Genomic DNA, 25,322 nt, shown 5'->3' with positions numbered 1-25,322 from the left:
CAAGCAAGCAGGAAAGTGGGATCAAGAGACGATCGTCTCATTTTTCCTGTGTCAATACTGTTCCGGTGAATACTTACATGTCACTTTGTAGCCGAGATTGGATAAAACTGACCTAATGTTTAATCCGATTGGTATCATTTCCGCCTTTTGCATTCCAAACCCTGTGCTCTCCCCCATCTTTCCCGTCATTTATCTGGTGTGCGCCAGGAGGCGGTCCCCTGTTCAAGGGCTGAACCGTAGTTTTTATGCACTTAAATCGGAAAAAAGCCGGTTGTTGAAGCAACGCAATTTTTTACCCCTTTAGGGGTGACAAAATGTCCATTAACCCTTCAGGGGTAATTGATGACAGCGGATCCCGGGCAGCTGGCCGATGGGGACATGGATAAATACACGAGGTAATGGAATGATCTTGATGGAATTTTTGGTGGTACTCGGCTGCTTGCTGCTGGGTACCCGCTTCGGGGGCATGGGGCTGGGTCTTATCAGCGGTATCGGTCTGTTCCTGCTGACCTTCGTCTTCGGCCTGGTGCCGGGCGAGCCGCCGGTGCAGGTGATGCTGACCATACTGGCGGTCATTGGCTGCGCCGCCACCCTGCAGACCGCCGGCGGTCTCAACCTGATGATGCAGGTGGCCGAGCGTCTGCTGCGCCGCCACCCCCAGTACATCACCCTGCTGGCGCCGCTCACGACCTGGACCCTCACCTTCCTGTGCGGCACCGGCCACGTGGTCTACACCATGTTCCCCATCATCGCCGACATCGCGCTGCAAAAGAACATCCGTCCGGAGCGCCCCATGGCAGTGGCGTCCGTTGCCTCCCAGATGGCCATCTGCGCCTCGCCGGTCTCGGTGGCCGTGGTCTCCATGGTCTCCATCCTGGCGGCGGCTCACGGCGTGGGTCAGGCTTACGGTCTGCTCGACATCCTGATGGTGGCCATCCCCTCCTCGCTCACGGGTGTCATGATGGCGGCCCTGTGGAGCCTGCGCCGCGGCAAGGATCTGGACAAGGACGAGGAGTTCCAGGCCAAGATCAAGGAACCTGCCCAGCGCGACTTCATCTACGGCGGTGGTGAAACCCTGCTCAACACCAAGTTCCCGAAAGAGGCCTACTGGTCCACCTGGATCTTCTTCGCCGCCATCGCTGCCGTGGTGCTGCTGGGGGCCGATGAGGCGCTGCGCCCCGTCTTCACCATCAAGGAGAAGACGGGCCCCCTCTCCATGAACCTGGTGATCCAGATGATGATGCTGATCGCCGGCGCCATCATCCTGATGCGCTGCAAGGTCAAGCCGGGGGAGATCGCCAACGGCGCCGTCTTCAAGGCGGGCATGGTCGCCATCTTCTCCGTGTTCGGGGTCGCCTGGATGAGTGAAACCTTCTTCCAGGCCCACATGCCGCTGCTCAAGGAGACCCTGGCCCACGTGGTACAGGCCCAGCCCTGGACCTACGCCCTGGTGCTCTTCCTCATCTCCAAGCTGGTGAACAGCCAGGCCGCGGCGCTCACCGCCATCGCCCCCATGGGGCTGGCGCTGGGGGTCGAACCCAAACTGCTCATCGCCTTCCTGCCGGCGAGCTACGGCTACTTCGTGCTGCCGACCTACCCGAGCGATCTCGCCTGCATCGGCTTCGACCGCTCCGGCACCACCCGCATCGGCAAGTTCATCATCAACCACAGCTTCATCATTCCGGGCCTCATCGGGGTGGTGACCTCCTGTACCCTGGGCTTCATCCTGACCAGCATCCTGCTGTAACAGGCATCCGGTGCGAGCGGCTCCCCCGTGGGAGCCGCTTTTTTATCCCCGCATCCCCGGCCCGCGCTTTGCCATCGCCCCCCACTCTGGGTAGCATGAGCCCTCTTTTTTTCAGCGGAAATCCCCCATGTCTCGCGTCATCCTGCTCTGGAGCGGCGGCAAAGATGCCATGCAGGCCCTCTGCCACGCCCGGGAGGCGGGCCATCAGGTGGTGGCCCTGGTCACCTTTGCCCCGCCAGCGCCCCGCTTTCTCGCCCATCCTCTGTCACAGGTTCGCCGTCAGGCGGCGGCCCTCGCACTGCCCCATCGGCTGGTCACCATCGAGGCGCCCTTCGATCTCGGTTATGAGCGGGCCCTGGCGGCATTGAAAGAGGAGTGGCAACTCGATGGGGTCGTCACCGGCGACATCGACAGCGTGGGGGGCGCACCGAACTGGATCCGCGAGCGCTGTCGCCCCCTGGGGCTCACCGTCCACACCCCGCTCTGGCAGCAACCCCGCGAGGCGTTGCTGGCGGACATGCTGGCCCGCGGCATCGTCTCCCACCTCTCCTGCGTCGATACCCGGGTACTGGCCCCCGAATGGGTGGGGCGCAGGCTCGATGCGACCACCCTGGCCGAATTGCAGCAACTGGCGGCAACCCGGGGCTTAGATGCCTGCGGCGAGCAGGGGGAGTACCACACCATGGTGACCGACGGCCCCGGGTTTGCGGCGCCGCTGACGCTCGGCCACTGGCAGGTGGCGCGCCAGGAGCACCTCGCCTATCTGCAGGAGGACGAGGAATGACCTCTCACGATGGCGACACATAAAAAACGGGAGGCACTGGCCTCCCGTTTTGCTTGTCTATGACGCCGGCCTATCTGGCCAGCTTGCCCAGCACCCGCTTAAGCAGGCGGATGCGCGGCTCGATGCTCTCCAGCAGCAGGAATTCCGCCTCCGAGTGGAAGCCGCCCCCCATGGGGCCGAAGCCATCGAGGGACGGCACGCCTGCGGCGGCGGTGAAGTTGGCATCCGAGCCGCCCCCCGCCTCCAGCCAGTTGAAGGGGACGCCCTCCTCCCTGCCTGCCGCCTCCACCAGTGCCATCAGGGCCTCGGTGTCGCCGCTCGGGCGCATCGCCGGCTTGAAGCTCTGGCGCGCCACCTCGACCCGGCAACCGGCGAGGAAGGGGTTGTTGGCCATGAAGGTGAGCCGGTCGTGCACCGCCTGCGCCTCTTCGTTGCACCAGAAGCGCAAATCCACGATCGCCTCGGCAAAGTCGGGCACCACGTTGACGCCGGTACCGCCCTGCACCACCCCCACGTTCATGGTGGTGCCGGTCTCCATGTTGACCTGCTGGTTGATGGCGAGCACCCAGTGGGCCAGCTCCGTGATGGCGGAGACCCCTTGTGCCAGGGCCGAGCCTGCATGGGAGGCTTTGCCGTGGAAGGTGATGCGGTACTTGGCATTGCCCTTGCGGGCGCTGATGAGATCCCCGCTCGGGCGGGCCGCCTCGGCCACCAGCACGCAGCCGCTCTGTTTGGCTTTTTTCACCAGCCATTCTTTGGACCAGGGGGAACCAATCTCCTCGTCGCAGTTGCAGCAAACCAGCACCTTGAGCCTGGCCAGCACGGCCGGGTCCAGCTCTTTCAAGGCATACCAGGTAGAGAGCAGGCCGCTCTTCATGTCCGAGACGCCGGGGCCAAAGGCCTGATTGCCTTCGATTTTCAGCGGTCGCTTGGCCGCCGTCCCCTCGGGGAAGACGGTGTCCATGTGGCCCACCAGCATGACGTCGTAGTGATCCGCCCCCGGGGCATTGGTTGCCTCGAGGCAGGGGCCGCACTCGGCGGCGAACTGGTGGCGGGTCACCTGCCAGCCGATGGCCTCATATTTCTCGGTCATGATATCGGCGACCCGGGCCACCCCGGCCGGGGTGCGGGTGCCGCAGTCGAGGTTGATGAGCGGGGCGAGATCCGCCAGATAGGTATCGAGGGAGAACGGGCGCGTGAGGTCGTTCATTGTCTTCTCCATGGAACAATCTGCGTAAAACACAGACTGTTTTTGCAACGATAAGAGTGGGCGGGCACTCGACGCCGCCTCGTCAACGGCGGTCGGCCAGCGTGGATCAACTGGCCGCCGCCTCTACTACACCAGAGCCTTTACATGAACAGCAGATAGTTGAGGAGCAGCGCCGTCACCAGGGCCCCCGCCATGGGCACGCTGGTGCGCTTGACCACCACGAAGGGAGAGACCTTGGCGATGCCCGCACAGGCGATGAGCACCGCCGCGATGGGGGAGACGGTGCGGCCGATGCTCGAGGCGAGCTGCATCGGCAGCAGCATGGTCACCGCCGGCACGCCAAACTTGGCTGCCACCGCGGGGGCCAGGGAGGAGAAACTGAGGAAGGCTGCGTTGCCCGAGCCCATGATGACCGCCGCCACCATGATGAGCCCCACCATCACCAGGGTCATCAGGCCGCTGCCGATGCCGGCATTGCTGGCAGAATGGAGCAGGGTGTCGATGGCGCCGATGGCCTTGAGGGATTCGGCGAAGAGCTCGGCACAGACGATGAGCGCCACCACGGGGCCGAACACCTTGCCCATGCCGTCGAGGAAGCTGGAGAGCCCGGCAAAGGCGGTGCGCACCGAGCGGGTGCGCAGCAGCTCGCACAGCATGCCGATAAAGACCGACAGCAGCATGGCCACCTCCACGCTGACGCTGATGCTGGTCACCAGGAGCTTGGAGAAGGTCATCATCAGCACGAAGGGGATGATGGGCAGCAGGCCGTACCAGGTCGGCGCCGCCACCTCGTCCGCCCCTTTTTCGTCAAGCTCGGCGTGTTCGCCGCGATGCAGGGCCGGATCCCAGCCCTCCTGGCGGTCACAGTGCCGCTGCCAGAAGAAGTGCAGCACCATGGTCACCAGCAGCATGGGGACCACCAGCCAGATCTGGTAGTCGACGAAGTAGCTGGTGGGATCCATGCCGGATTGACCGGCGGAGAAGATGGCGTTGGTCTGGGTCGGGCCGATTTCGAACGCCTGGGAGGTGGCGATGACGCCGCAGGCGGAAGCCGGGCTGATGCCGAGGTTGCGCATCACCGGATACATGGTGACCATCAGCAGCAGGCCGAGGCCGGTGGCGGAGGTGACGAACAGGGAGACGAAGACCGCCACCAGGTAGCAGATGGCCAGCATCAGGTAGCTGGACTGGATGCCCGCCACCGGTTTGACCGCCACCCGCACCAGGGCCTGGGAAGCGCCGACATGGGACATGTAGGTGGCAAAGCCGGCCACCGCCATGATGGTGAGGCCGAGCCCCGCCGCCCGGTAGGAGAAGATCCCCTTGAACACCTCGAACAGATCGAACAGGGCGAAGCCGGTGCTCTTGTCGGCGGGCAGAATGGGGTGCAATCCCAGCCAGTAGGCGACGGTGAAGAGGGCCATGCCCGCCAGCGCCAGCACCGCCTGCGGGTTGTAATCCTTGACGATGCCGTAGACCACGGCGATCAGCACGAGCAAGACGAAGACGAGTTCCAAGGTGCACTCCTGACAAGATTATCGAGAAGCGCAATCTAGTGGGGGATCTCCCCTTTCCTCTTGATCACCATCAATAAAGATGAAAAAAGCAAACGGTTGTAGATTTTTATTCCGAAAATAAAATAAAAAACAACATTTAACATCACATAACTGGATCTAGAATGCTCCCCAGGGTATCCCTGACCGACAACCGCCACTTTGTTTGCGTTGGATCAACATCCCGCCGGGGTGAACTGGCCAAGATGCCCGTCGACACAGAGCGACCATTTCGCACCGGAGAGAGTTATGACAAACCAAGCCACCGCAGGCACCCCGACCTGCGACTGCAAGCTGTGGGACATCCTCGTCGAGTCTGCAAAGGAACGCACCACCATTCGTTACTCCAAACTGGCCAGGCAGGCCGGGCTGGAGCAGTGCCAGGATGAACTGCGCACCCTGCTGCAACGCATCCGCATGTATTGCACCGAAAATCACCTGCCCATTCTCTCCGCCATCGTGATGGATGACGTGGGCAAATACGCCGGCCTCTCCTCCAGCCTGCCGGATGCCCCCTGGGAGCGGGCACGGGTCTTCGATCACGAGTGGACCACCCTGCACTGAGTGCCGCCCCCTGAATCCGGAACGCGCCCAGACCAGCAGGCGCGTTCTGGTTTTTGGCCCCCGCCGTTTCTTCCCCGGCCCCAGCGGCCCCATCCGGCCAGGTGTGCTTCCCTGTGAGGCTCCCTGCCCCCTGTCGTCCTATCCGGCCAGGTGTGCAGCATAAGGGCCTCCTCCCTCGGTCTCCCCCTTTGATACCGCAGCGCATCCCGTCCCAGACCAGCGTGTTCTGGCGCGCGGCCCCCTCTCTTCTCCACTCAGCCTGACTGGTAAAACCAGCCCATCCGGCCATGAGCGTTGCCATGGGGAGACCACAATGCCAGAATCGGGCCCTTGCACGATTTCAGGGCCGCCGGCCCGCAGACAAAGGATCCCCCATGGCCACCACCCTCTATGGCATCAAGAACTGCGACACCATCAAGAAGGCCCGCAAGTGGCTGGAGGAGGCGGGTATCGATTACCGCTTTCATGATCACCGCGCCGACGGTCTGAGCCCGGAACAGCTCGATCTCTGGCTCGCCAAGCTGGGCTGGGAAGCCCTGCTCAACACCCGTGGCACCACCTTCCGCGCCCTGCCGGAAGCAGAAAAACAGGGGCTCGACACCGCCAAGGCCCGTGACCTGCTGCTGGCCCACCCGGCCATGATCAAGCGCCCGCTGCTGGACCAGGACGGTACCCTAACCCTGGGCTTCAAGGCAGACCTCTATCAATCCCTCTTCTCCCGTTAACTTTTTCTGTTAAGGAACACCGATGTCGGACGTCATCACACTGGCCAAGGATCTGATCAGCCGCCCCTCCGTGACCCCCCTGGATGAAGGGTGCCAGACCCTGATGGCGGAGCGCCTCGCACGCCTGGGGTTCGTCATCGAACCCATGGTCTTTGAGGACACCACCAACCTCTGGGCACGCCGTGGCAGCGAGGGTCCCCTCTTCTGCTTCGCCGGCCACACCGACGTGGTACCCGCCGGCCCCCTGGAGAAGTGGGACACCCCGCCATTCGAGCCAACCATCAAGGACGGCATGCTCCATGGCCGGGGCGCCGCCGACATGAAGGGGTCTCTGGCCGCCATGGTGGTGGCGACCGAGCGCTTCGTGGCCGAGCACCCGGACCACAAGGGCTCCATCGCGTTTCTCATCACCTCGGATGAAGAGGGGCCCTTCATCAACGGCACGGTACGCGTCATCGACACCCTGGAGGCACGCAACGAGAAGATCCGCTGGTGCATCGTCGGCGAGCCCTCCTCCACCGCCCAGGTCGGGGACGTGGTGAAGAACGGCCGTCGCGGCTCCATCACCGGCGATCTGCTGGTGCGCGGGGTGCAGGGCCACGTCGCCTACCCCCATCTGGCGGACAACCCCATCCACAAGGCGGCCCCGGCGCTGGCGGAGCTCGCCGCCATCGAGTGGGACAAGGGCAACGCCTACTTCCCCCCCACCAGCTTCCAGATCGCCAACATCCAGGGCGGCACCGGCGCCTCCAACGTCATTCCGGGGGAGTTGCAGGTCCAGTTCAACTTCCGCTTCAGCACCGAGCTCACCGATGCGGCTATCCGCGAGCGGGTCGAGGCGCTGCTGACCCGTCACGGCCTGGACTTCGAGCTGAAGTGGACCCTCTCCGGCCAGCCCTTCCTGACGGACACCGGCGCCCTGCTGGACGCCACCGTCGCCGCCGTGGCGGCAGTGAACGGCCAGCAGCCGGCCCTGCTCACCACGGGGGGCACGTCCGATGGGCGCTTCATTGCTCCCACCGGGGCGGAAGTCATCGAGCTCGGCCCGGTCAACGCCACCATCCACAAGGTGAACGAGTGCGTGAAGGCGGACGATCTGGATCTGCTGGCGGACATGTACCAAGGGGTGCTGGCACGACTGCTGGCATGAGCGGTGCTCCGGACAAGAGAGACCAGACCATGAATCAGGATCAACTGCTTGGGCTGGATGAGAGCCACCTCATCCTGGTGGGGCGCGGCCCCCATCGTCTGACCGCCGCCACCGCGGCGGCCTTCAACGACATGCAGGTGGCTGCCGCCCATGCCGGTTTCAACCTGCAGGCGGCCTCCAGCTGGCGCGGCTTCGAGCGCCAGCTCGCCATCTGGAACGGCAAATGGCGCGGGGAGCGCCCTCTGCTGGATGCGCACAACCAGCCCCTCGATGCCCTGCAACTGGGCGAGACCGAGCGACTGCACGCCATCCTGCACTGGAGCGCCCTGCCCGGCACCAGCCGCCATCACTGGGGCACGGATCTCGACATCTACGATCCGGACTGCCTGCCCGCCGGCACCCGGCTCGCGCTGGAACCCTGGGAGTACGAGGCGGGCGGCTGGTTTGCCGATTTGCGCGAATGGCTGGACGATCACATGAACGACTTCGGCTTCTTCCTGCCCTATGCAAAAGGGGAGCAACCGGATCAGGGGGTGGCCTACGAGCCCTGGCACCTGAGCTTCGCGCCCGAATCCGACGGGCTGGCCCTGGATCCGGTGGCGCTGGCGCTTTGTCTGGAAGGGGCGGATATTGAAGGCAAGGAGTGCATCCTGGCTCATCTCGACGAGATCCTGGCCCGCTATGTCACCCCGGCACACCACGAAAGGAGATTCTGATGAGCTTGTGGTTATGGATAGGCTTGCCGCTGCTGTTTTTGCTCGGCCTGTTTCTCAACGCCATCAAGGACATGAAGCAGCTCGAGAAACAGCTGCCCAAGTACAAGGACAAGATCCGGGAGGTCAAGGACGACGAGGACGACTGACCCCCTCGCAGGAGCCCGTCGGCGCTCCTGCCCCCTTCCCGTCCACGGCATTTTTTCGCCCTCTGCCGCCCCCCTCTGCCTGCACTGAAAGCCCCATCCATTGCCCCCTTTCCCTGCGCTTTCCCGCGCGGGCACGCCGCCCTCACCCTGCTTGAAAACTGCGCAACAAACGTAAAAAACTGCAAAACAATGCACAATTAAGCCACACAAAGGGGGTCAATCTGCATATAATGTGCCTGTTTTGCAGCCCGCCATAAGGAGTTCGCCATTGGATGCTACCACCGTCAACAGTTTCTTCTTCATCGGTGCCCTGTTGGTGGGTGCCAGTGTCCTGTTGAGCGCACTCTCCTCCAGAGTCGGCATCCCCATCCTGGTCATCTTCCTCGCCGTCGGCATGCTGGCGGGTGAGGATGGTCCCGGCGGCATCCACTTCGCCGACTACTCGGTCGCCTACCTGGTGGGCAACCTGGCACTGGCCATCATTCTGCTGGACGGCGGCATGCGCACCCGGGTCTCCTCCTTTCGGGTCGCGCTCTGGCCCGCGCTCTCGCTGGCCACGGTCGGGGTGGCCATCACCACCGGCCTCACGGGCCTCGCCGCCGCCTGGCTGTTCGACCTCAACCTGATGCAGGGGATGCTCATCGGTGCCATCGTCGGATCCACCGATGCGGCGGCAGTCTTCTCCCTGCTCGGCGGGCGCAGCCTCAACGAGCGGGTCAGCGCCACCCTGGAGATTGAATCGGGCAGCAACGATCCCATGGCGGTCTTTCTCACCGTCACCCTGATCGAGGTGCTGGCCACCGCCCAGCAGGGGCTGGATGCCGGCTTCCTGCTGCTGCAACTCGTCAAGCAGTTCGGGCTGGGCGCTGGCATCGGCCTTGCGGGGGGCTGGCTGCTGTGGAAGCTCATCAACAGTGCCAAGCTCGCCCCCGGTCTCTATCCCCTGCTCACCGTGAGCGGCGGCCTGCTCATCTTCGCCCTCACCACGGCGGTGGGGGGCAGCGGCATCCTCGCCATCTACCTCACCGGCCTGCTGCTCGGCAACCTCTCCCTGCGCAGCCGCAGCACCACCCTCTCCGTGCTGGACGGCCTGACCTGGCTCAGCCAGATCGGCATGTTCCTGGTGCTGGGGCTGCTCGCCTCTCCCCACAAGTTGCTGCCCATCGCCCTGCCGGCGCTGGCCCTGGCCATGTGGATGATCCTGTTTGCCCGTCCGGTGTCGGTCTGGATTGGACTGCTGCCGTTCAAGAACTTCGCGCCGCGCGAGCGCTGGTTCATCTCCTGGGTGGGGCTGCGCGGCGCCGTGCCCATCATCCTGGCGGTCTTCCCCATGATGGCGGGGCTGCCCAATGCCCAGCTCTACTTCAATGTCGCCTTCTTCGTGGTGCTGGTCTCGCTGATCCTGCAGGGCAGCTCGTTGCCGCTGGCATCAAAGCTGGCGCGAGTGGAGGTGCCCGCACCGCCCTCTCCCATCAACCGCTCTGGGCTGGAAATCGATCTCGACAGCCAGTGGGAAACCTTCGTCTATCGCCTGAGCGCCGAGAAGTGGTGTATCGGCTCCCCCTTGCGGGAGCTGCGCATGCCTCAGGGCACCCGCATCTGCGCCCTGTTCCGCGGCCAGGAGCTGCTCCACCCCTCGGGCAGTACCTGCCTGCAATCCGATGACATCCTCTGCGTCATCGGCCACGAGCACGACCTGCCCGCCCTCGGTCAGCTCTTCAGCCAGGCGCCGGAGCAGGATCTGGGCCCGCGCTTCTTCGGTGACTTCTTGCTGGAGGCCAACGCCAGGCTGGTGGATCTCGCCCCGCTCTACGGGCTGGATGTGAGCGAGGTGGCGGATCAGAGCCTCGGCGATTTTATTGCCCACCAGTTGGGCGATAATCTGGTGGTCGGTGACCATGTCGCCTGGCAGGGACTGCTCTGGACGGTGGCGGAAATGGAAGAGGGTGAACCCCGCAAGATAGGGGTACGCTTCCTGGAAGAAGACCCCGTCTAGGCGCCGGCCATCGTAGCCCGCATTTGTGTGAGAAGGGAGTGAACCATGCCTTATCAAACCCTGTTGTCCGGTCTGTATCCTCCCTCGCCCAAGCTGGGCCTCATCGAGGGTTTCTTTGGCAAGGGCTGGAGCTGGGAAGCCCGTGCCCGCTACGCCCAGTGGCTGCCCCGCCACGGCTATGGCTTCTACCTCTACGCCCCCAAGGAAGACGGCTACCTGCGCAAGTACTGGGCCACCCCCTGGCCCGCCGACCAGCTTGAAGCCCTGTGCCAGCTCGCCCGCCAGTGCCGGGAGAACGGTCTGGCCTTCGGGGTGGGCCTGAGCCCCATGGGGGCCCATCACGACTATGCCCGCCAGCGACCCGCCCTGCTGGAGAAGGTGAGGCTCATCGAGGAGGCGCTCAAGCCCGATATCCTGGCGATCCTGTTTGACGACATGAAGGGGGACACCCCTGATCTCGCCCACTGGCAGCTCACCATCGCCCACGACATCGCGGCCCACACCGACGCAGGCCGCCTGCTGTTCTGCCCCAGCTACTACAGCACGGATCCGGTGCTGGAGAAGGTGTTTGGTGCCATGCCCCCCCACTATCTGCAGGATCTGGGTCAGGGGCTCGACAAGCGCATCGATGTCTTCTGGACCGGCCCCAAAGTCTGCTCCACCGAGTATCCGGCTGCCCACCTCAAACAGGCCGCCGACTGGCTCCATCGCAAGCCCTTCCTGTGGGACAACTATCCGGTCAATGACGGCAGCAAGGCGAGCAGCTTCCTGCACCTGCGCGCCTTCGAAAACCGTCCGGCAGAGCTGGCGGATCTCGTGAGCGGCCATGCGGTCAATCCCATGAAGCAGGCGGCCCTCTCGGCCCTGCCGCTCGCCACCCTGCCCATGAGCTACAAGCTCGGCAAGCAGTACGATCCTGACAAGGCGCTGCACGCCTCTCTCAACGCCACCTGCGGGCCGCAGATCTCCGCCATGATCCAGGCCGACCTGCCGCTCTTCCAGGACATCGGTCTGGCCCAGCTCACCCCCGAGCAGGTCATCCACCTCAAGAGCCGCTACCTGCCGTTCCAGGATCAGGCCTGCGTGAACGAGATCCTGCGCTGGCTGGCCGGGGAATACGTGTTCGATCCGGACTGCCTGACCGACTGACCCCATGAGTCCATGAAAAACGGGCCCATGTAAAAGGCCACCTCCCGGGCAGGGAGGTGGCCTTTTTGCATGATCTCTCTTCAGGTGCCCCATGGCGTCACATAGGGCGGCAGATGGAGCGGGTGTTTAGCCGAAGGCCAGCCAGACCCCGACAAACAGCATGAGAGAGCCCGCGATCCGGTTCATCAGAGTGACATTCCCGCTCTTGGCGAGGAAATGGCGCAAGGTGCGGCCACCGCTGGCATAGAGCATCAGGCAGGAGAACTCGATGACCAGGATGAGCGCGACCAGGGCCCCTATCTGGGGTGCCATCGGCTTGGCCGCATTGATGAAGGGGGGCAGCAGGGAGACCATGAAGGCCCACCCCTTAGGGTTGGCGATGGCGGTCACGAACCCCTGCACGGCCAGCCCCATGGAGCTGGTCTGCTGGCCCGCCGAGAGATCCGCCGGGATGGCCATCTTGCCCTTGGCCTGCCACATCTGGATGCCAAGCCAGACCAGGTAGGCGCCACCTACATATTTGAATGCTGAGAACAGGGCCGGGTAGTTGAGCATGACTGCCGCCACCCCGACCACCGACAGCACGGAGACCAGGCCGACGCCGACAAGCTCCCCCCACATCATGTGCAGGGTACGGCGCACCCCCAGACTCATGCCCAGGGTCATCGCCAGGGTCATGCACATACCGGGGGTTACTGAGACAAAAAAGAACGTGGGAATAAAGAGCGCCAAGATGGCGGGATCAATCCAGTCGGACACACTACACCTCCAGGGTAACAAGCAGACGATCTTGCCTATCACACTCTTTTAACACAAGAAAAACCTTTTCATTCAGCAAGAATTCAGCATTAAAAACCCTGTGACAAGGATTGTCGCGTCTGTGTAAGATACCGCCTCACTCCTCTTTCGGGTTAGGATCTTTCATGTCATTGAATAATCTGTCCATTCGTCTTCAAGTGCTTATCCCTCTCCTGCTCGCCAGCCTGTTGATGCTGCTGATGGCCGTGATCAGCAAACAGGAAATCGACGGTGCCATTCAGGACATGAATGAAACCACCGCCAGCGTCACCCGCCACAAGGACGACATTGCGGCCCTGATCCACGCCACCTACCGGCTGCGCACCAACGCCATCTACGGCCTCTACGATGAGGCCCTCTTCGCCCAGTTGCCGGCCCAGCTCTCCGCCGCCGAACAGGAGATTGGCGCCATCCTGACCAGACTGGTTGTCACCGGTGCCGAGCAGGACAACCGTCAGGTCGCGGCCGCCCTGCAGGCCTACCTCGGCCATACCCGCAGCAGCATGCTGCCCCTGCTGACCGCCAAGTACCAAGGCAGTGGCGATCCCGCCGCCTATGAGCAGGCCCGCCTGCACTTTCGCGATCTGGGGGAGGCGCTCATCAAGCAGATCGATGCCATGTCCGTCCACATCAATCAGCTGACCCAGACTGAGATTGCCGAGGAGCAGGCCCACGACCGCGCGACCCTGCTGCGCACCCTGCTGCTGATGGGGGGCACCCTGATCGCGGCCCTGCTGGGTGGCTGGTGGATCTCCGGGCGCATCGTGCAGCCCATCGGCCAGTTGCAGGAGGTGATGCACGCCGTCGCCCTCGGCCGCTTCAACGTGCGTGCCAATGCCGAAGGCAACAACGAGCTGGGCCAGCTCGCCAGGGATATCAACCGGACCCTGAGCCAGCTTGCCAACACCATCCAGACCCTGACCGGCATCAGCGGCAATGTGGCCTCCGCCGCCACCGAGCTTGCCGCTGTGATGACCCAGGCAGAGGTCAACGCCCAGCAGCAGCGGGGTGAGACCGAACAGGTGGCCTCCGCCGTCACCGAGCTGGCCAGCACCGCCGACAACGTCAACCACAACGCCGCCCTGGCCGACGAGCTGGCCCGGGATGCCAACAGTCGGGTCGAGCAGGGGCTGGCCCTGTTTGCCGAAAGCATCGAGGCCAACGGCCGCATGGCGGGCAGTCTGGAGAACGCCGCGACTGTGGTGGCCAGGCTCAAGTCCCAGTCCGAGCAGATCGGCAAGGTGATCGAAGTCATTCAGAGCATTTCGGAGCAGACCAACCTGCTGGCCCTCAACGCCGCCATCGAGGCGGCCCGCGCCGGTGAAAGCGGCCGCGGCTTTGCGGTGGTGGCCGACGAAGTGCGCCTGCTGGCTGCCCGTACCCAGGACTCCACCAAGGAGATCCAGGCCATCATCGAGCAGTTGCAGAGCCAGTCCCTCTCCGCCAACAGCGGCGTGCAGCAGACCCTGGAGATCCTCGGCCACAACCGGCAGCTCTCCGCCGAGGTACAGGCCTTGCTGGGGGGCATCACTGACGCGGTCAACCAGATCAACGGTGCCAACGCCCAGGTGGCGACCGCGGCAGAACAACAATCCTGCGTCACCGCCGACATCAGCCGCAACCTCACCAACATCCACGAGATCGTGAACCAGAACGCTGCCGGCATCAGCCAGAGTGCCGCCGCCAGTCACGAACTGTCACAGCTCGCCGAGCAGCAGCGCAGGCAGCTCGCCCAGTTCCAGCTCTGATACTGCGAGGATCTCTTCGATACCGCGGGGCCCGGCGCTGGCCCCGCACTTGCCCCTCCCCTTCACGCCTCCTGTTTAAAACGGGTTTTTGCCATCAAGGTGTCATTGGGGGCTGGGCTGCATTCGCAAATGTGGGTATGGTAGAGGCACGTCACTCCCCCTCATCGAGAGATCATCATGAGCCTGAAGTTCAAGAAACCCGCTTTTATCACGCTCGGCCTCATCGCCCTGCTCTCCGCACTCTGGCTCGATTTCTATCTGCCGGAACACACCATCGCCACCATCACCGGGGTGGAGGTGAAGCGCACCGACAAGGATGGCCCCATCAGCCAGAAGAACCCGGCTGACGGCCCCACCACCGACGTCTATTACATCTACACCGAGCGCCCCGGCGAGAAGATCCGGGTGTTTCGCAATGAAGACACCGAATGGGGCTGGCCCTTCTACTTCAAGTTCAACGCCGCCGACGTCCAGGCCAAGGCCAAGTCCATGGAGTTCGAAAAACGCCTGGCCATCATCACCTCCTACGGCTGGCGCGTGAACATGTTCTCCATGTTCCCCAACGTCACCAAGATCGCGAGCACCGAGCCCGATGCCTCCACCTGGAGCTTCTTCCGCTGGTTCTGGTTCGGTGTCTGGGCCCTGGTGATGGGCAAGGCGGCCATCGCCACCTGGCGCTACTTCGATCGCCTCGAGGACGAGATATGAGCGAGCCGAGCAAGACCCGCACCAGCTTCTATCGCCGGCTCTACGTGGCTCACCTCATCAGTCAGGGCACGGACACCGTGCCCGCCATCATGGAGGCGACCGGCATGCCGCGCCGCACCGCCCAGGACACCCTCAGCGCCCTGGCGGAGCTCGACATCCAGTGCGCCTTCGAGCAGACCGAGGGGGCTCGCCATCTGCAGGGGCACTACCGCATCAGCGACTGGGGGCCCATCAATCCGGCCTGGATTGCTGCGCAGCTTCCCGTCATCAGGCAGACCCTGGGGTATCCCTGACACCCCGGACCCGGGTCTGCTCCCATAGAGAAGGGGCCAGCCTTGCGGCTGGCCCCTTTCTTGTCTGGCCTGATATCCCGTTGCCCTCCCCCGGGCTCACTCCCCTTCGCCGAAAGACGCTTCCGGCAGCGGCTCCGCCGACTCACCCCGGGTGCAGTCGATGATGGAGCGCTTGGGATTGTTGGGGTCGCGCAGCAACAGGGGGGCCATCCCCTCGTCATGCAGCCTCTCGTCGGAAAATTCGCTGCCATAGGCGTTATGTGTCAGCCTGCGGGCATTGGCGATGGGGGTATCCACGAAGAGGGCATGTACCTCGAAGGTGGAGGCCGGCACCAGGAAACCGACGATGGGCAGGCCGTGCAACTCCTGATGGACCTTGTACCAGGCAAAGCCCTCGCTCACCTTGTCAGGGGTATACATGGCGAGCTGCGGATTGGCCGGGCGCCCGGTCTCGATGTCGAGATGAAGGGTGTCCAGCTCGCAGGTCGCCAGCCCCTGCCACATCTTCTCGAACGGGGTCGCGCAACCCGTCAGTTGCATGCATGTCAGCAGCGCCAACGTCCCTTTCCACATTCCCAACCCCTTATCCGATGTCCAGGATGTCAACCAAATGAGCGCAGTCGCTGCACCAGCAACTCGATGAAACCGACTCTGTCGAGCCCCAGCAGCACCAGGGCATTGGCCGGTTTGCCGGTCAGGTCGTAGCGATCCACCACCGTCATCCCCAGGGTATGGGTTCCGCCGGTTTCGATATCGACCCGGCACTCCACCCCGTGAAACAGGGAGGGCGCCAGCAGCCAGGCGATGGTACAGGGGTCATGGAGCGGCGCGCCAGCAAATCCCCACTTGGGATCCCGATGATAGATCATGAAAAAGTCGAGCAGCTGTGCCACGCACTGCGCCACCGGGTTGGGAATGGCGCGTACCCGCTCGATATCCTCGTCCATCACCTGGGCCTCGTGGGTCACGTCCAGCCCGCACATGGTGATGGGCAGCCCCGACTTGAAGACCATATCGGCCGCTTCGGGATCCACATAAATATTGAATTCCGCCGCGGGGGTCCAGTTGCCCGCACCGGCGGCGCCCCCCATCAGCACAATGCGGGCGATCTTCTGCTTGAGCTCGGGGTAGGCCGCCAGCAAGAGGGCAATGTTGGTGAGCGGCCCGGTCGGCACCAGGGTGACCGGCTCCGGGCTCTCGCGCAGACACCTTGCCATCAATTCAAGGGCGCTCATCGCCCGGGGAGCAAAGGCGGGATCCGGCAGTTCTGGGCCGTCCAGCCCCGATTCGCCGTGGACGTTGTCGGCGATGATGAGCTCACGGGCCAGGGGCTTGGCTGCCCCCGCCGCCACCGGGATGTCGTCGCGGCCGAGCAGGGTCAGGATGCGCAGGGCATTGTTGAGAGTCTTGTCCGGGGTCTGGTTGCCCGCGCTGGTGGTGACCGCCAGCACCTTCAGCTCGGGGCTCGCCAGCGCCAGAATGAGGGCGATGGCATCATCGTGGCCGGGATCGCAATCGAGAATAACGGGCAACGCCATGGACAGACTCCTTACAACATGACAGGGAGCCATACCTTAGCAAGAGATGGCCAGATGAACTCAGGAGGGAGTCACAAAACGCCTCAACCAACGAGATCAAGTACTTGGCGACAGGCCTTGGGAGCGGACATCCAGATTCGCCGCGCCGCAATCGTTCGGGTATGATCCCTCCCCCTTCATCGTCCGGCTGCCCCATGTCCGTCATCGTCGACACCTTCATCGCCCCGCCCTGCGCCGCCACCATCGAGATCCTGTTTGAGGATGCGCATCTGCTGCTCATCAACAAGCCGAGCGGCCTGCTGAGCCTCTCGGGCAAGAACCCGCAGAACCTCGATTCGGTCCATTACCGGCTGGTACAGGATTACCCCGGCTGCACCCTGGTGCACCGCCTCGACTTTGGCACCTCGGGCGTCATGGTGGTGGCCAAAAGCAAGAGCATCAACGCCCTGCTCTGCCACCAGTTCAGCCAGCGCACCGTGAGCAAGGCTTACGAGGCACTGCTCTGCGGCCATCTGGCGGTGGATGAGGGCGTCATCGACGCATCCATCGCCAAGGATCCGGCGCTGTTCCCGCTGATGAGCATCTGCGCCGCCAGCGGCAAACCCGCCCGCTCACGCTATCGGGTGATGGAGCGGCTCACCCTGGAGGGGGCAGGCCAGCCGGTGCCATTGACCCGGGTCAGGCTGGTACCGGAAACCGGGCGCACCCACCAGCTGCGCATCCACAGCCAGTGGCTGGGCCATCCCATCCTGGGATGCGATCTCTATGGCGGCCTGCTCCCGCCCGGCTGCGAACGAGCCCCCAGACTGATGCTGCACGCCAGTGAACTCGGTTTTGTGCACCCGGTGAGCGGCGAAGCGGTACAGATCTGCTGTGAAGCGCCCTTTGCGCAGGCACTGGCGGCCATGACGGTGCAACAGGGGTAACGAAGAAGGGGGAAAGCAGGGTCAGGAAGGCAAAAGGGGCAAACGGCGGATAAAGATAGGGGCCGCGCTTTCGCAACGGCCCCCACCCCCCACTCGGTACTCTTTGTTACAAAGAGGGCTATCAGATCAGCTTGCGGGCGGCGCCCAGCACGATCTTGATGGCATCAGATTCGGTTTTCGCCATGGTTTCGGCGTTCGGGATTTCCTGCTGGGTACGGTTCACGATGACACCGGCCACCATGCCCGCACGCAGGCCCTGGCTGGTACACATGGTCAGCAGGGTCGCGGACTCCATCTCGTAGTTCAGCACGCCCATGGCTTGCCACTCTTTCATGGAACCCTGGAAACGTTGTACCACGCGACCGGATACGGTGTCGTAACGCTCCTGACCCGGGTAGAAGGTGTCAGAAGAAGCAGTGACGCCCACATGCAGCTTGGAGCCCAGCTCCTTGGCTGTATTCACCAGGGCGGTGGTGCAGTCAAAGTCGGCCACTGCCGGGAACTCCATCGGCGCGAAGTGCAGGCTGGCACCGTCGAGGCGCACGGAGCCGGTGGTGACGATCACGTCGCCCACGTTCAGGTGCGGCTGGATGGCGCCGGTGGTGCCGATGCGCAGGAAGGTACGGATACCCAGCTGGGCCAGCTCTTCCACCGCGATGGAGGTGGACGGGCCACCGATACCGGTGGAGCAGATGATCACGGCCTTGCCGTCCATCTCGCCGCGCCAGGTGGTGAATTCACGATGGCTGGCCAGGTGCACCGGGTTGTCCAACAGCTCTGCGATGCGCTTCACGCGCTCGGGGTCACCGGGGACGATCGCCAGGGTGGCGCCTTGCAGATCCGCTTTTTTCAAACCCAAGTGAAATACATCAGACATAGTGGACTCCTGGTTGCGCCCCGCCGCATGGCAGCCGAGTGCAGTTAAGGTGATTCTTTACGGTACTTTCAAGCCGGTGTCCCCTCATCCGGGGAGGCGCCAACTATGGTCGAAAGCGCTTTCCAATTCCTTGATGCGCCTCACACTTCTGCGCTTCAAAGCTGACAAAAATGGCGCGAAACGTTTGCTAAGATGATGAATTTCTTGAAAAACGTTTTTACGCTCCTTTTGCTCTCCCATCCCTTGTCAAGCCTTGAGCGACCGTCCATTTAAAGAGCGCGATCGAGTCCACAAAGTTGCAAACGAGATACCATTGACCCCTTCTCATCCCCTCCGACGCTGTTATGTTGGCGCCCGCATACCACTTAATGGCTAATCATACGGAGTCCATCATGGCGACATTCAAGTTCTACATTCCCGCAATCAACCTGATGGGGGCGGGCTGCCTGCAGGAAGCGGCAGCGGATATCCAAGGACATGGCTATCGCAAGGCGCTCATCGTCACCGACAAGATCCTGGGCCAGATTGGCGTGGTGGGCCGGCTCGCCGCCCTCCTGGCCGAGCACGGCATCGACGCCGTGGTGTTCGACGAGACCAGACCCAATCCCACCGTGGCCAACGTCGAGGCGGGTCTTGCGATGATCCGGGCCCACGGCTGCGACTGCGTCATTTCGCTCGGCGGCGGCTCACCCACGACTGCGCCAAGGGCATCGCCCTGGTGGCCGCCAATGGGGGCAGCATCAAGGATTACGAGGGGGTGGATCGCTCCGCCAAGCCGCAGTTGCCGCTCATCGCCATCAATACCACCGCCGGCACCGCCTCCGAGATGACCCGTTTTTGCATCATTACCGACGAATCCCGTCAGGTGAAAATGGCCATCATCGACAAGCACGTCACGCCGCTGATGTCGGTCAACGACCCGGAACTGATGCTGGCCAAGCCCGCCGGCCTCACCGCCGCCACCGGCATGGATGCCCTGACCCACGCCATCGAGGCCTATGTCTCCACCGCCGCCACCCCGGTCACCGATGCCAGCGCCGTGATGGCCATCGCACTGATTGCCGAACACCTTCGCACCGCCGTGCATCAGGGGGAGGATCTCCATGCCCGTGAGCAGATGGCCTATGCCCAGTTCCTGGCCGGCATGGCCTTCAACAACGCAAGCCTGGGCTATGTGCACGCCATGGCTCACCAGCTCGGGGGCTTCTACGACCTGCCCCACGGGGTGTGCAATGCGGTGCTGCTGCCCCATGTCCAGGCCTACAACGCCCGGGTGTGCGCCGGCCGGCTCAAGGATGTGGCCCGTCATATGGGGGTGGATGTGAGCGCCATGAGCGATGAGCAGGGTGCGGCGGCAGCCATTGACGCCATCCGGCAACTGGCTCGCGACGTCAAGATCCCCGCCGGTCTGGAGCAGCTCGGGGTCAGGGCCGACGACCTCGACGTGCTGGCCAACAATGCGCTCAAGGATGCCTGTGGTCTCACCAACCCCAGGCAGGCGACTCACGCGGAGATCGTCGCCATCTTCCGCGCCGCCATGTAAGGGGGCAAGATCTGCCAGGGCCGCCACGCGGTCCTTTTTATTGGCTGATGGATCAATGGCTTTTTACTTCCGCACGGGGAGTGGGTATGATTTGCCGAGCTAAAAAGACTGTATGGATGATCTGAACCCGATATGCGGATGAAACACCTGATTGCCGCGGCCCTGACCGCCCTCACCCTGTCCGGTTGCAGCCTGGTCTATCGCATCGATATTCCCCAGGGCAACTATGTGGAACAAAAGCAGGTCGACAAGCTGCGCCAGGGCATGACCCGCGAACAGGTCGAGTTCGTGCTGGGTTCTCCCATGTTGCGCGACAGCTTTGACCCCAACACCTGGTACTACCTCTATGAGTTCCAGCCCGGTCGGGGCGACAAGGAGCGCAAGGAGCTGACCCTCAACTTCGTGGGTGACAGACTGGCCACCGTGACCGGTGATTTCCCTCTCCCTGCCGCCTTCACCACACCGCTCTAGATGACATTACAAAACCGGCTTCTGCCGGTTTTGTTCTCTCTGGCCCCGGCGATGTCGCCGGGCCACACTCTGGATGCCTCATTGCCCCGAGGAGATCATCATGAGTCGATTCCTGATTGCCGGCGCCACCGGTCTGATTGGCAAAGCCTTGCTGCGCGAGCTGGGGACGGAGCACGACCTCCTCCTGCTCTGCCGCAAACCGGGCGACCCCGCTCCGGGACGCACCTGGCTGCCCACCTCGTTCGACGCGCTGGACAGATTGACGCTGCCCTCCCCTGTGGATATTGCCTTCTGCTGCCTTGGCACCACCCGCAAGGATGCCGGCTCGGCCGAGGCATTTCGCCGGGTCGATCTCGACTATGTGCTGGCCTTTGCCGCGCTCGCCCGTCGCCACGGCTGCCGCCGCCTGCTGGTGGTCTCCAGTCTGGGCGCCAACCCGGGTTCCCCTGCCCTCTATCCCCGCACCAAGGGCGAGATGGAGCAGGCCCTGCTGGCCCAGGAGTGGCAGCGGCTCGTCATCCTGCGCCCGGCCATGCTGCTCGGCCATCGAGAACCTGCGCGCCGTTCGGAGCAGATCATCCAGGCCATCTATCCGCTGGTAAAGCCCCTGCTGCGCGGGTCGCTGCGTCGCTGGCGTGCCATCGAGGCCAGTCAGGTGGCGCACGCCATGGCGCGCCTTGCCATCCAGGAGAGCGGGATAGAGACGGTGGAAAACGAGCGCCTGCTCACCCTGTGATGCCCCGTGCCGGGCGAGACGATCACAAAGGGGCGCCACGGCGCCCCTTGTCACAACCCATCACCCGTCAGGTGCCGGCATCGTCTCGCTTGCGGTGCACATCGGGCCGCCCGCCGGTGACCACATCGGCACGCCCCTCTTCCTTGGCTTTTTCCGCCCGCTTCTTGCGCATCTCCTTGGGATCGGCGATGAGAGGGCGGTAGATCTCGATGCGATCCCCCTCCTGCACCGACTCTGTGCCCTTCACCGGACGGCTGTAGATACCGAACTTGTTGACCGACAGGTCGATCTCCGGGTGCTTTTGCAGGATGCCGGACTGTTCGATGGCCGCCAGCACGCTGGTCTCGGGCGCGACCCGGATGCACAGCACCGTCTGCCGCTCGGGCAGGGCATAGGCCACTTCGATATTGAGGAGCTCAGACACCGTAAACCACCTTGGCACGATTGGAGAAGGCAAGCACCATGGAGCTCACCAGCTCGCGGAAGATCTGGCCAAAGGCCAGCTCAATGAGCTTGGAGGTGAACTCGAAGTCGAGATCGAACTCCACCTTGCAGGCATCCACGTCCAGGGGCGTGAAGGTCCACCATCCCGCCAGCTTGCTGAAAGGCCCCTCCACCAGCTCCATCTTGATGGTGCGATTGGCATCGAGCTGGTTGCGCGTGGTAAAGGTCTTGGCGATACCCGCCTTGGCCACATCGACCGAGGCCATCATGTAGTCTTCACCTGACTCGTGAACACGGCTGCCGACACAGCCGGGCAGGAACTCAGGATAGGCATCAACATCATTGACCAGCCGGAACATCTGTTCCGCGCTGAACATCACCAGGGCACTGCGAGTAATACGGGGCATGGGTTTTCCTCATCCAATCGGCCCGATTTTATCACCTTGTCAGCCAAAATCACCGCCGAAACTGTTCGCGGGTCACCAAGCAGGGCAATCGCACACTTTCCGGCCAGTGTGGCCTGCTCTCGCCCCGCCCTTCCCTCAAAATCGTCATCGAACTGCTCACAAAGCCGCCACTCGGAGCGCTGTGCGTTTTACAGCCGCCGCCACCCACGTATAATGCGCCTTCCTAAACATTGCCTAAGGCCCCCGTCATGAGCAAAAAGAACAGTAAAAACAAAGCCGGGTCCAGCACCATTGCACTCAACAGAACCGCCCGTCACGAGTACTTCATCGAAGAGCGCGTGGAAGCCGGTCTGTCCCTGCAAGGGTGGGAAGTGAAGTCCCTGCGGGCGGGCAAGGCCAACATCAGCGAAGCCTATGTCATCTTCATGCAGGGGGAAGCCTTCCTGTTCGGCTCCAGCTTCCTGCCGCTGAACGCCGCCTCCAGCCACGTGGTATGCGATCCGACCCGCACCCGCAAATTGCTGCTCAGTCGCCGTGAACTCGACAAGCTCGAGAGCCTGACCGCTCGTCAGGGCTACACCATAGTGCCGCTGGCCCTCTACTGGAAAGCGTGCTGGGTCAAGGTCGAGATCGGCCTGGTGAAAGGCAAGAAAGAGCACGACAAGCGGGAAGACACCAAAGCACGGGAATGGGACCGTGAGAAGGCCCGCATCATGAAGAACAAGCACCGCGGTTGATTGTGCGCCGCCGGCCCCCATGCGGCGACCAATAAACCAGCAATCGACCGGCCAAGGCCGGTCGATTGCCATCAACGCCTTGCCATGACAGGATTTTTGCGTACAATCCCTTTTGACAACTTGGGGCTGATTCTGGATTCGACAAGATTCACGAAACCCAAGGTGCATGCCGAGGTGCGGTAGGCCTCGTTAATAAACCGCAAAAAAATAGTCGCAAACGACGAAAACTACGCACTCGCAGCTTAATAACCTGCGCTGAGCCCTTCTCCCCTAGCTTGCCTGTGTCCTAGGGAAATGGAAGGTCATCCTTCACAGGATCGTGTGGAAGTCCTGCTCGGGGCGGAAGCATTAAAACCAATCGAGCTAGTCAATGCGTGGCGTGTCTCTCCGCAGCGTGTTGGCGAATGTAAAGAGTGACTAAGCATGTAGTACCGAGGATGTAGTAATTTTGGACGGGGGTTCAAATCCCCCCAGCTCCACCACCTTCTAAAGCCCTGATTCGTCAGGGCTTTTTCTTTATAGCTGGTCAGGGAGTGACACACTGAGGTGTCACATATGCTCTATCCCGGTCTCATCAAAAACCGCTGTGGTGTCTACTGCTACCGCCTGATCTTCCCCCCATCCCTCCGCCAGTACGGCGCTCCCCGTGAGACTCGCTTCTCACTGGGCACAAAAAATCGCGCTAAAACGGGAGAATTGTGGATCCATGCTTTCAAAATTGGCAGGCTCCTGCTCGACGAATTATTGGCATTAGTTCAGGAAGTCGATCAGGAAGTCGATCAGGAAGTAAACATGGCTGAAATCTCAGAAATCATGAAGGCGAAGATCGCCGCGAAAAGAGAACAAATCCGGCTCGGGGAGCAGTTGGCCGCACTGCAAGACCAGATTAACGAGCAGCGTCTTGCAGCACTGCGCTCTCGCAAGGAGCTGGCGACAGCTCAGGCTGTGACTCAGAAGGCGAAGGAGCTGGCCCGTACTGCGGTTGGCATTGCCCAGCGGACACAAGGCCAGCTCATTGAAGCCCGGCGGACGGCGGACGCTCTCGCCTCGTTGCCAACAACGCTCAACGCCGAGCCGGTGCCCGTCGGTAGTGCCTTGGTTGCCCCTTCTGCGCCCGGTCAATCGTTGGAATGGCTGGTGGCCCGATTCAACGAATATAGCGAACACGTAAAGAAGCACGAATCCAGTTCCATGAGCCAACGCAAGAGCAATCTTGCACGTTTTCTCGACATTCTCGGCCCGCTGGACAGCACGGCGCTTGGTGCCGCCGATATTACCCACTATCGAGAAGTTATCCGCACCTTCCCCAAAGATCTCCCGAAAAAGGCGGTCTGGAAGGAGCGCCCCGACGATTCCGTGCTGCGGCGTAACTGGTACCTGAGCTTAAGCAAACATGGCCTTCCACCTTTGTCCGAACAAGGGCAGTTGACCCACTTCAACGATGTCAGACCCTTCCTCCGATGGCTCAAGACCGAGCGATATGTCACCGAGGATTTCAGCGATATGCTGACTCCGGTAAAGAACGATGCAGGTTATCAGGAGCGCGGGCGACCCTTCACTCCGGAGCAACTGGACAAACTCGTTAATGGACTCTGGAGAGCCGAGGGTAAATACCCCCGTGAACAGCCGAAAGATTGGCATTTTTGGGTGCCATTGCTCGGCCTGACTACCGGGATGCGTGGTGACGAGATCGGGCGGCTCACCGTGGCACACGTGGTGGACGTGGGCAGCGTCATCATGCTCAACGTACCGGGCACCAAAACTGACAACGCCGAGCGCATAATCCCGATCCCTAACGTGGTCTTAAACGCGGGCTTTATGCAATTAGTGGACTGGGCGCGGAGGTCTGGTGACGACGCGAGACTGTTTCCGGACTGGGTGCATGGTGGCGGCAAGAGTGCGAAGAATTACTCGGCCTCATTGGGCAAGTGGTTCAACTACGAACAGGGGGCGGGACTTCTGGCGAGGCTCGACATTTGGAAAACAGATCAACAAATCAGCTTTCACAGCCTGCGGCATACCTTCGCCACATGCGCCCACCATGCAGACACAGACCTGAAACAGATACAGATGATCTTGGGACACGGCGTCGATCTACGCAAAACCTACGGCTTGCCAGCGCCTAGGGATTTAGGCGCGACGGTGGACTATATCAAGCCAAATGTCAGTTATAGCCCACGGATGCAGGAGGCTTGTGCAGCGCTGCGCAACGTCATAAATAGCGTCGACTTCGGTTGTGACCTGACCGGGATTAATTGGTTGAATTGGCGAAATGCTAAGGAAGGTGCGAACAAGTCCCTGATATGAGATCATGTTTGTCATCTGGAGCCATGGAACAGGGTTCATCATGAGTCAT

General features: G+C 62.5%; 25 protein-coding genes, 1 other RNA gene and 1 pseudogene. 19 read left to right on the top strand and 8 right to left on the bottom strand.

From position 1 onward, the window contains the following. Positions 1-403: 403 nt before the first annotated feature. Together PG892_RS15865 and PG892_RS15860 are read left to right on the top strand one after the other, a co-directional pair. Entirely contained in the window at positions 404-1,747 is a 1,344-nt protein-coding gene (locus PG892_RS15865) for an anaerobic C4-dicarboxylate transporter (protein WP_043155239.1), read from the top strand. Positions 1,748-1,874: 127 nt separating this feature from the next. Further along, a complete protein-coding gene (locus PG892_RS15860; protein ID WP_043155241.1) occupies positions 1,875-2,531 on the top strand; it encodes a hypothetical protein in 657 nt (218 codons plus the stop codon). 70 nt (positions 2,532-2,601) lie between these two features. Here PG892_RS15860 and PG892_RS15855 read toward each other — a convergent pair whose 3' ends face one another. Both PG892_RS15855 and dcuC read right to left on the bottom strand, forming a co-directional pair. Continuing rightward, positions 2,602-3,741: a M20 family metallopeptidase gene (locus PG892_RS15855; protein WP_270825570.1), complete on the bottom strand. Its 1,140-nt coding sequence runs from the start codon at positions 3,739-3,741 to the stop codon at positions 2,602-2,604. Between the two features lie 140 nt (positions 3,742-3,881). Beyond that, positions 3,882-5,258, bottom strand: coding sequence for a C4-dicarboxylate transporter DcuC (dcuC, locus tag PG892_RS15850; RefSeq protein WP_270825569.1), 1,377 nt, complete (start codon positions 5,256-5,258; stop codon positions 3,882-3,884). 285 nt (positions 5,259-5,543) lie between these two features. Between dcuC and PG892_RS15845 the strand changes: the two genes are divergently transcribed. From PG892_RS15845 to PG892_RS15815, 7 genes are all read left to right on the top strand, one after another. Beyond that, the gene (locus PG892_RS15845) at positions 5,544-5,858 is read left to right on the top strand and encodes a hypothetical protein (RefSeq protein WP_010674057.1); all 315 of its coding nucleotides are present in this window, start codon (positions 5,544-5,546) and stop codon (positions 5,856-5,858) included. Between the two features lie 374 nt (positions 5,859-6,232). Next, the gene (locus tag PG892_RS15840) at positions 6,233-6,583 is read left to right on the top strand and encodes an ArsC family reductase (protein WP_039039874.1); all 351 of its coding nucleotides are present in this window, start codon (positions 6,233-6,235) and stop codon (positions 6,581-6,583) included. 22 nt (positions 6,584-6,605) lie between these two features. Continuing rightward, positions 6,606-7,733, top strand: coding sequence for a succinyl-diaminopimelate desuccinylase (gene dapE, locus PG892_RS15835; RefSeq protein ID WP_010674050.1), 1,128 nt, complete (start codon positions 6,606-6,608; stop codon positions 7,731-7,733). A 29-nt stretch (positions 7,734-7,762) separates the two neighbouring features. Then, on the top strand, positions 7,763-8,449 hold the full coding sequence (locus tag PG892_RS15830) for a M15 family metallopeptidase (protein WP_223915966.1): 687 nt from the start codon (positions 7,763-7,765) through the stop codon (positions 8,447-8,449). Next, positions 8,449-8,595, top strand: coding sequence for a hypothetical protein (locus PG892_RS15825; RefSeq protein ID WP_010674048.1), 147 nt, complete (start codon positions 8,449-8,451; stop codon positions 8,593-8,595). Before PG892_RS15830 ends, PG892_RS15825 begins: the two co-directional genes overlap by 1 nt. 268 nt (positions 8,596-8,863) lie before the next feature. Continuing rightward, complete coding sequence (locus PG892_RS15820; protein ID WP_010674047.1) at positions 8,864-10,591, top strand: potassium/proton antiporter; 1,728 nt, start codon at positions 8,864-8,866, stop codon at positions 10,589-10,591. A 45-nt stretch (positions 10,592-10,636) separates the two neighbouring features. Beyond that, positions 10,637-11,740: a beta-N-acetylglucosaminidase domain-containing protein gene (locus PG892_RS15815; RefSeq protein WP_223915964.1), complete on the top strand. Its 1,104-nt coding sequence runs from the start codon at positions 10,637-10,639 to the stop codon at positions 11,738-11,740. A 126-nt stretch (positions 11,741-11,866) separates the two neighbouring features. Here the strand turns inward: PG892_RS15815 and PG892_RS15810 are convergent, their stop codons facing one another. Beyond that, positions 11,867-12,499: a LysE family translocator gene (locus PG892_RS15810; RefSeq protein ID WP_029314220.1), complete on the bottom strand. Its 633-nt coding sequence runs from the start codon at positions 12,497-12,499 to the stop codon at positions 11,867-11,869. A gap of 164 nt (positions 12,500-12,663) precedes the next feature. Between PG892_RS15810 and PG892_RS15805 the strand changes: the two genes are divergently transcribed. The 3 genes from PG892_RS15805 (at position 12,664) to PG892_RS15795 (ending at position 15,287) form a co-directional block, all read left to right on the top strand. Further along, positions 12,664-14,286: a methyl-accepting chemotaxis protein gene (locus PG892_RS15805; RefSeq protein WP_109112419.1), complete on the top strand. Its 1,623-nt coding sequence runs from the start codon at positions 12,664-12,666 to the stop codon at positions 14,284-14,286. Positions 14,287-14,463: 177 nt separating this feature from the next. Beyond that, positions 14,464-14,994 carry a DUF1523 family protein gene (locus tag PG892_RS15800; protein WP_039039880.1) on the top strand — a complete coding sequence of 177 codons (531 nt, stop codon included), beginning with the start codon at positions 14,464-14,466 and terminating at the stop codon, positions 14,992-14,994. Then, positions 14,991-15,287: a winged helix-turn-helix domain-containing protein gene (locus PG892_RS15795; RefSeq protein ID WP_039039881.1), complete on the top strand. Its 297-nt coding sequence runs from the start codon at positions 14,991-14,993 to the stop codon at positions 15,285-15,287. The genes PG892_RS15800 and PG892_RS15795 overlap by 4 nt, the downstream gene beginning before the upstream one ends. A gap of 96 nt (positions 15,288-15,383) precedes the next feature. On the opposite strand, the gene PG892_RS15790 is transcribed toward PG892_RS15795, so the two are convergent. Together PG892_RS15790 and rihA are read right to left on the bottom strand one after the other, a co-directional pair. Next, complete coding sequence (locus PG892_RS15790) at positions 15,384-15,860, bottom strand: hypothetical protein (RefSeq protein WP_045525252.1); 477 nt, start codon at positions 15,858-15,860, stop codon at positions 15,384-15,386. 29 nt (positions 15,861-15,889) lie between these two features. Beyond that, positions 15,890-16,825: a pyrimidine-specific ribonucleoside hydrolase RihA gene (gene rihA, locus PG892_RS15785; RefSeq protein ID WP_048207269.1), complete on the bottom strand. Its 936-nt coding sequence runs from the start codon at positions 16,823-16,825 to the stop codon at positions 15,890-15,892. A 161-nt stretch (positions 16,826-16,986) separates the two neighbouring features. Between rihA and PG892_RS15780 the strand changes: the two genes are divergently transcribed. After that, on the top strand, positions 16,987-17,751 hold the full coding sequence (locus PG892_RS15780) for an RluA family pseudouridine synthase (protein WP_161653435.1): 765 nt from the start codon (positions 16,987-16,989) through the stop codon (positions 17,749-17,751). Positions 17,752-17,872: 121 nt separating this feature from the next. Here the strand turns inward: PG892_RS15780 and udp are convergent, their stop codons facing one another. Next, positions 17,873-18,628, bottom strand: a complete 756-nt coding sequence (gene udp, locus PG892_RS15775; protein WP_010674037.1) for a uridine phosphorylase — start codon at positions 18,626-18,628, stop codon at positions 17,873-17,875. A 392-nt stretch (positions 18,629-19,020) separates the two neighbouring features. Here udp and yiaY point away from each other — a divergent pair. The 3 genes and pseudogenes from yiaY to PG892_RS15760 all read left to right on the top strand — a co-directional run bounded on the left by yiaY (position 19,021) and on the right by PG892_RS15760 (position 21,378). Then, a pseudogene (gene yiaY, locus PG892_RS15770) lies at positions 19,021-20,171 on the top strand (L-threonine dehydrogenase). Between the two features lie 132 nt (positions 20,172-20,303). After that, positions 20,304-20,642, top strand: coding sequence for an outer membrane protein assembly factor BamE (locus tag PG892_RS15765; RefSeq protein ID WP_029314185.1), 339 nt, complete (start codon positions 20,304-20,306; stop codon positions 20,640-20,642). A 100-nt stretch (positions 20,643-20,742) separates the two neighbouring features. Further along, positions 20,743-21,378: an NAD-dependent epimerase/dehydratase family protein gene (locus PG892_RS15760; RefSeq protein WP_041212681.1), complete on the top strand. Its 636-nt coding sequence runs from the start codon at positions 20,743-20,745 to the stop codon at positions 21,376-21,378. Between the two features lie 67 nt (positions 21,379-21,445). Here PG892_RS15760 and PG892_RS15755 read toward each other — a convergent pair whose 3' ends face one another. After that, positions 21,446-21,802 (bottom strand): RnfH family protein, encoded by a 357-nt coding sequence (locus PG892_RS15755; protein ID WP_039039886.1) that lies wholly within the window; start codon positions 21,800-21,802, stop codon positions 21,446-21,448. Next, the gene (locus tag PG892_RS15750; protein ID WP_010673974.1) at positions 21,795-22,229 is read right to left on the bottom strand and encodes an SRPBCC family protein; all 435 of its coding nucleotides are present in this window, start codon (positions 22,227-22,229) and stop codon (positions 21,795-21,797) included. Before PG892_RS15750 ends, PG892_RS15755 begins: the two co-directional genes overlap by 8 nt. Before the next feature lie 248 nt (positions 22,230-22,477). Between PG892_RS15750 and smpB the strand changes: the two genes are divergently transcribed. The 3 genes from smpB to PG892_RS15735 all read left to right on the top strand — a co-directional run bounded on the left by smpB (position 22,478) and on the right by PG892_RS15735 (position 25,273). Beyond that, positions 22,478-22,966: an SsrA-binding protein SmpB gene (smpB, locus tag PG892_RS15745; protein WP_010673973.1), complete on the top strand. Its 489-nt coding sequence runs from the start codon at positions 22,478-22,480 to the stop codon at positions 22,964-22,966. A gap of 122 nt (positions 22,967-23,088) precedes the next feature. After that, positions 23,089-23,448: a transfer-messenger RNA gene (gene ssrA / locus PG892_RS15740) on the top strand. 73 nt (positions 23,449-23,521) lie between these two features. Further along, positions 23,522-25,273 (top strand): tyrosine-type recombinase/integrase, encoded by a 1,752-nt coding sequence (locus tag PG892_RS15735; RefSeq protein ID WP_270825568.1) that lies wholly within the window; start codon positions 23,522-23,524, stop codon positions 25,271-25,273. Positions 25,274-25,322: the final 49 nt, after the last annotated feature.

The sequence above is a fragment of the Aeromonas sp. QDB68 genome (genome assembly GCF_027707405.1).
Taxonomy (GTDB): Bacteria; Pseudomonadota; Gammaproteobacteria; order Enterobacterales; family Aeromonadaceae; genus Aeromonas; species Aeromonas caviae.
Note: the sequence above shows the minus strand (reverse complement) of the source record. Positions and strands in the feature narration are given on the sequence as shown.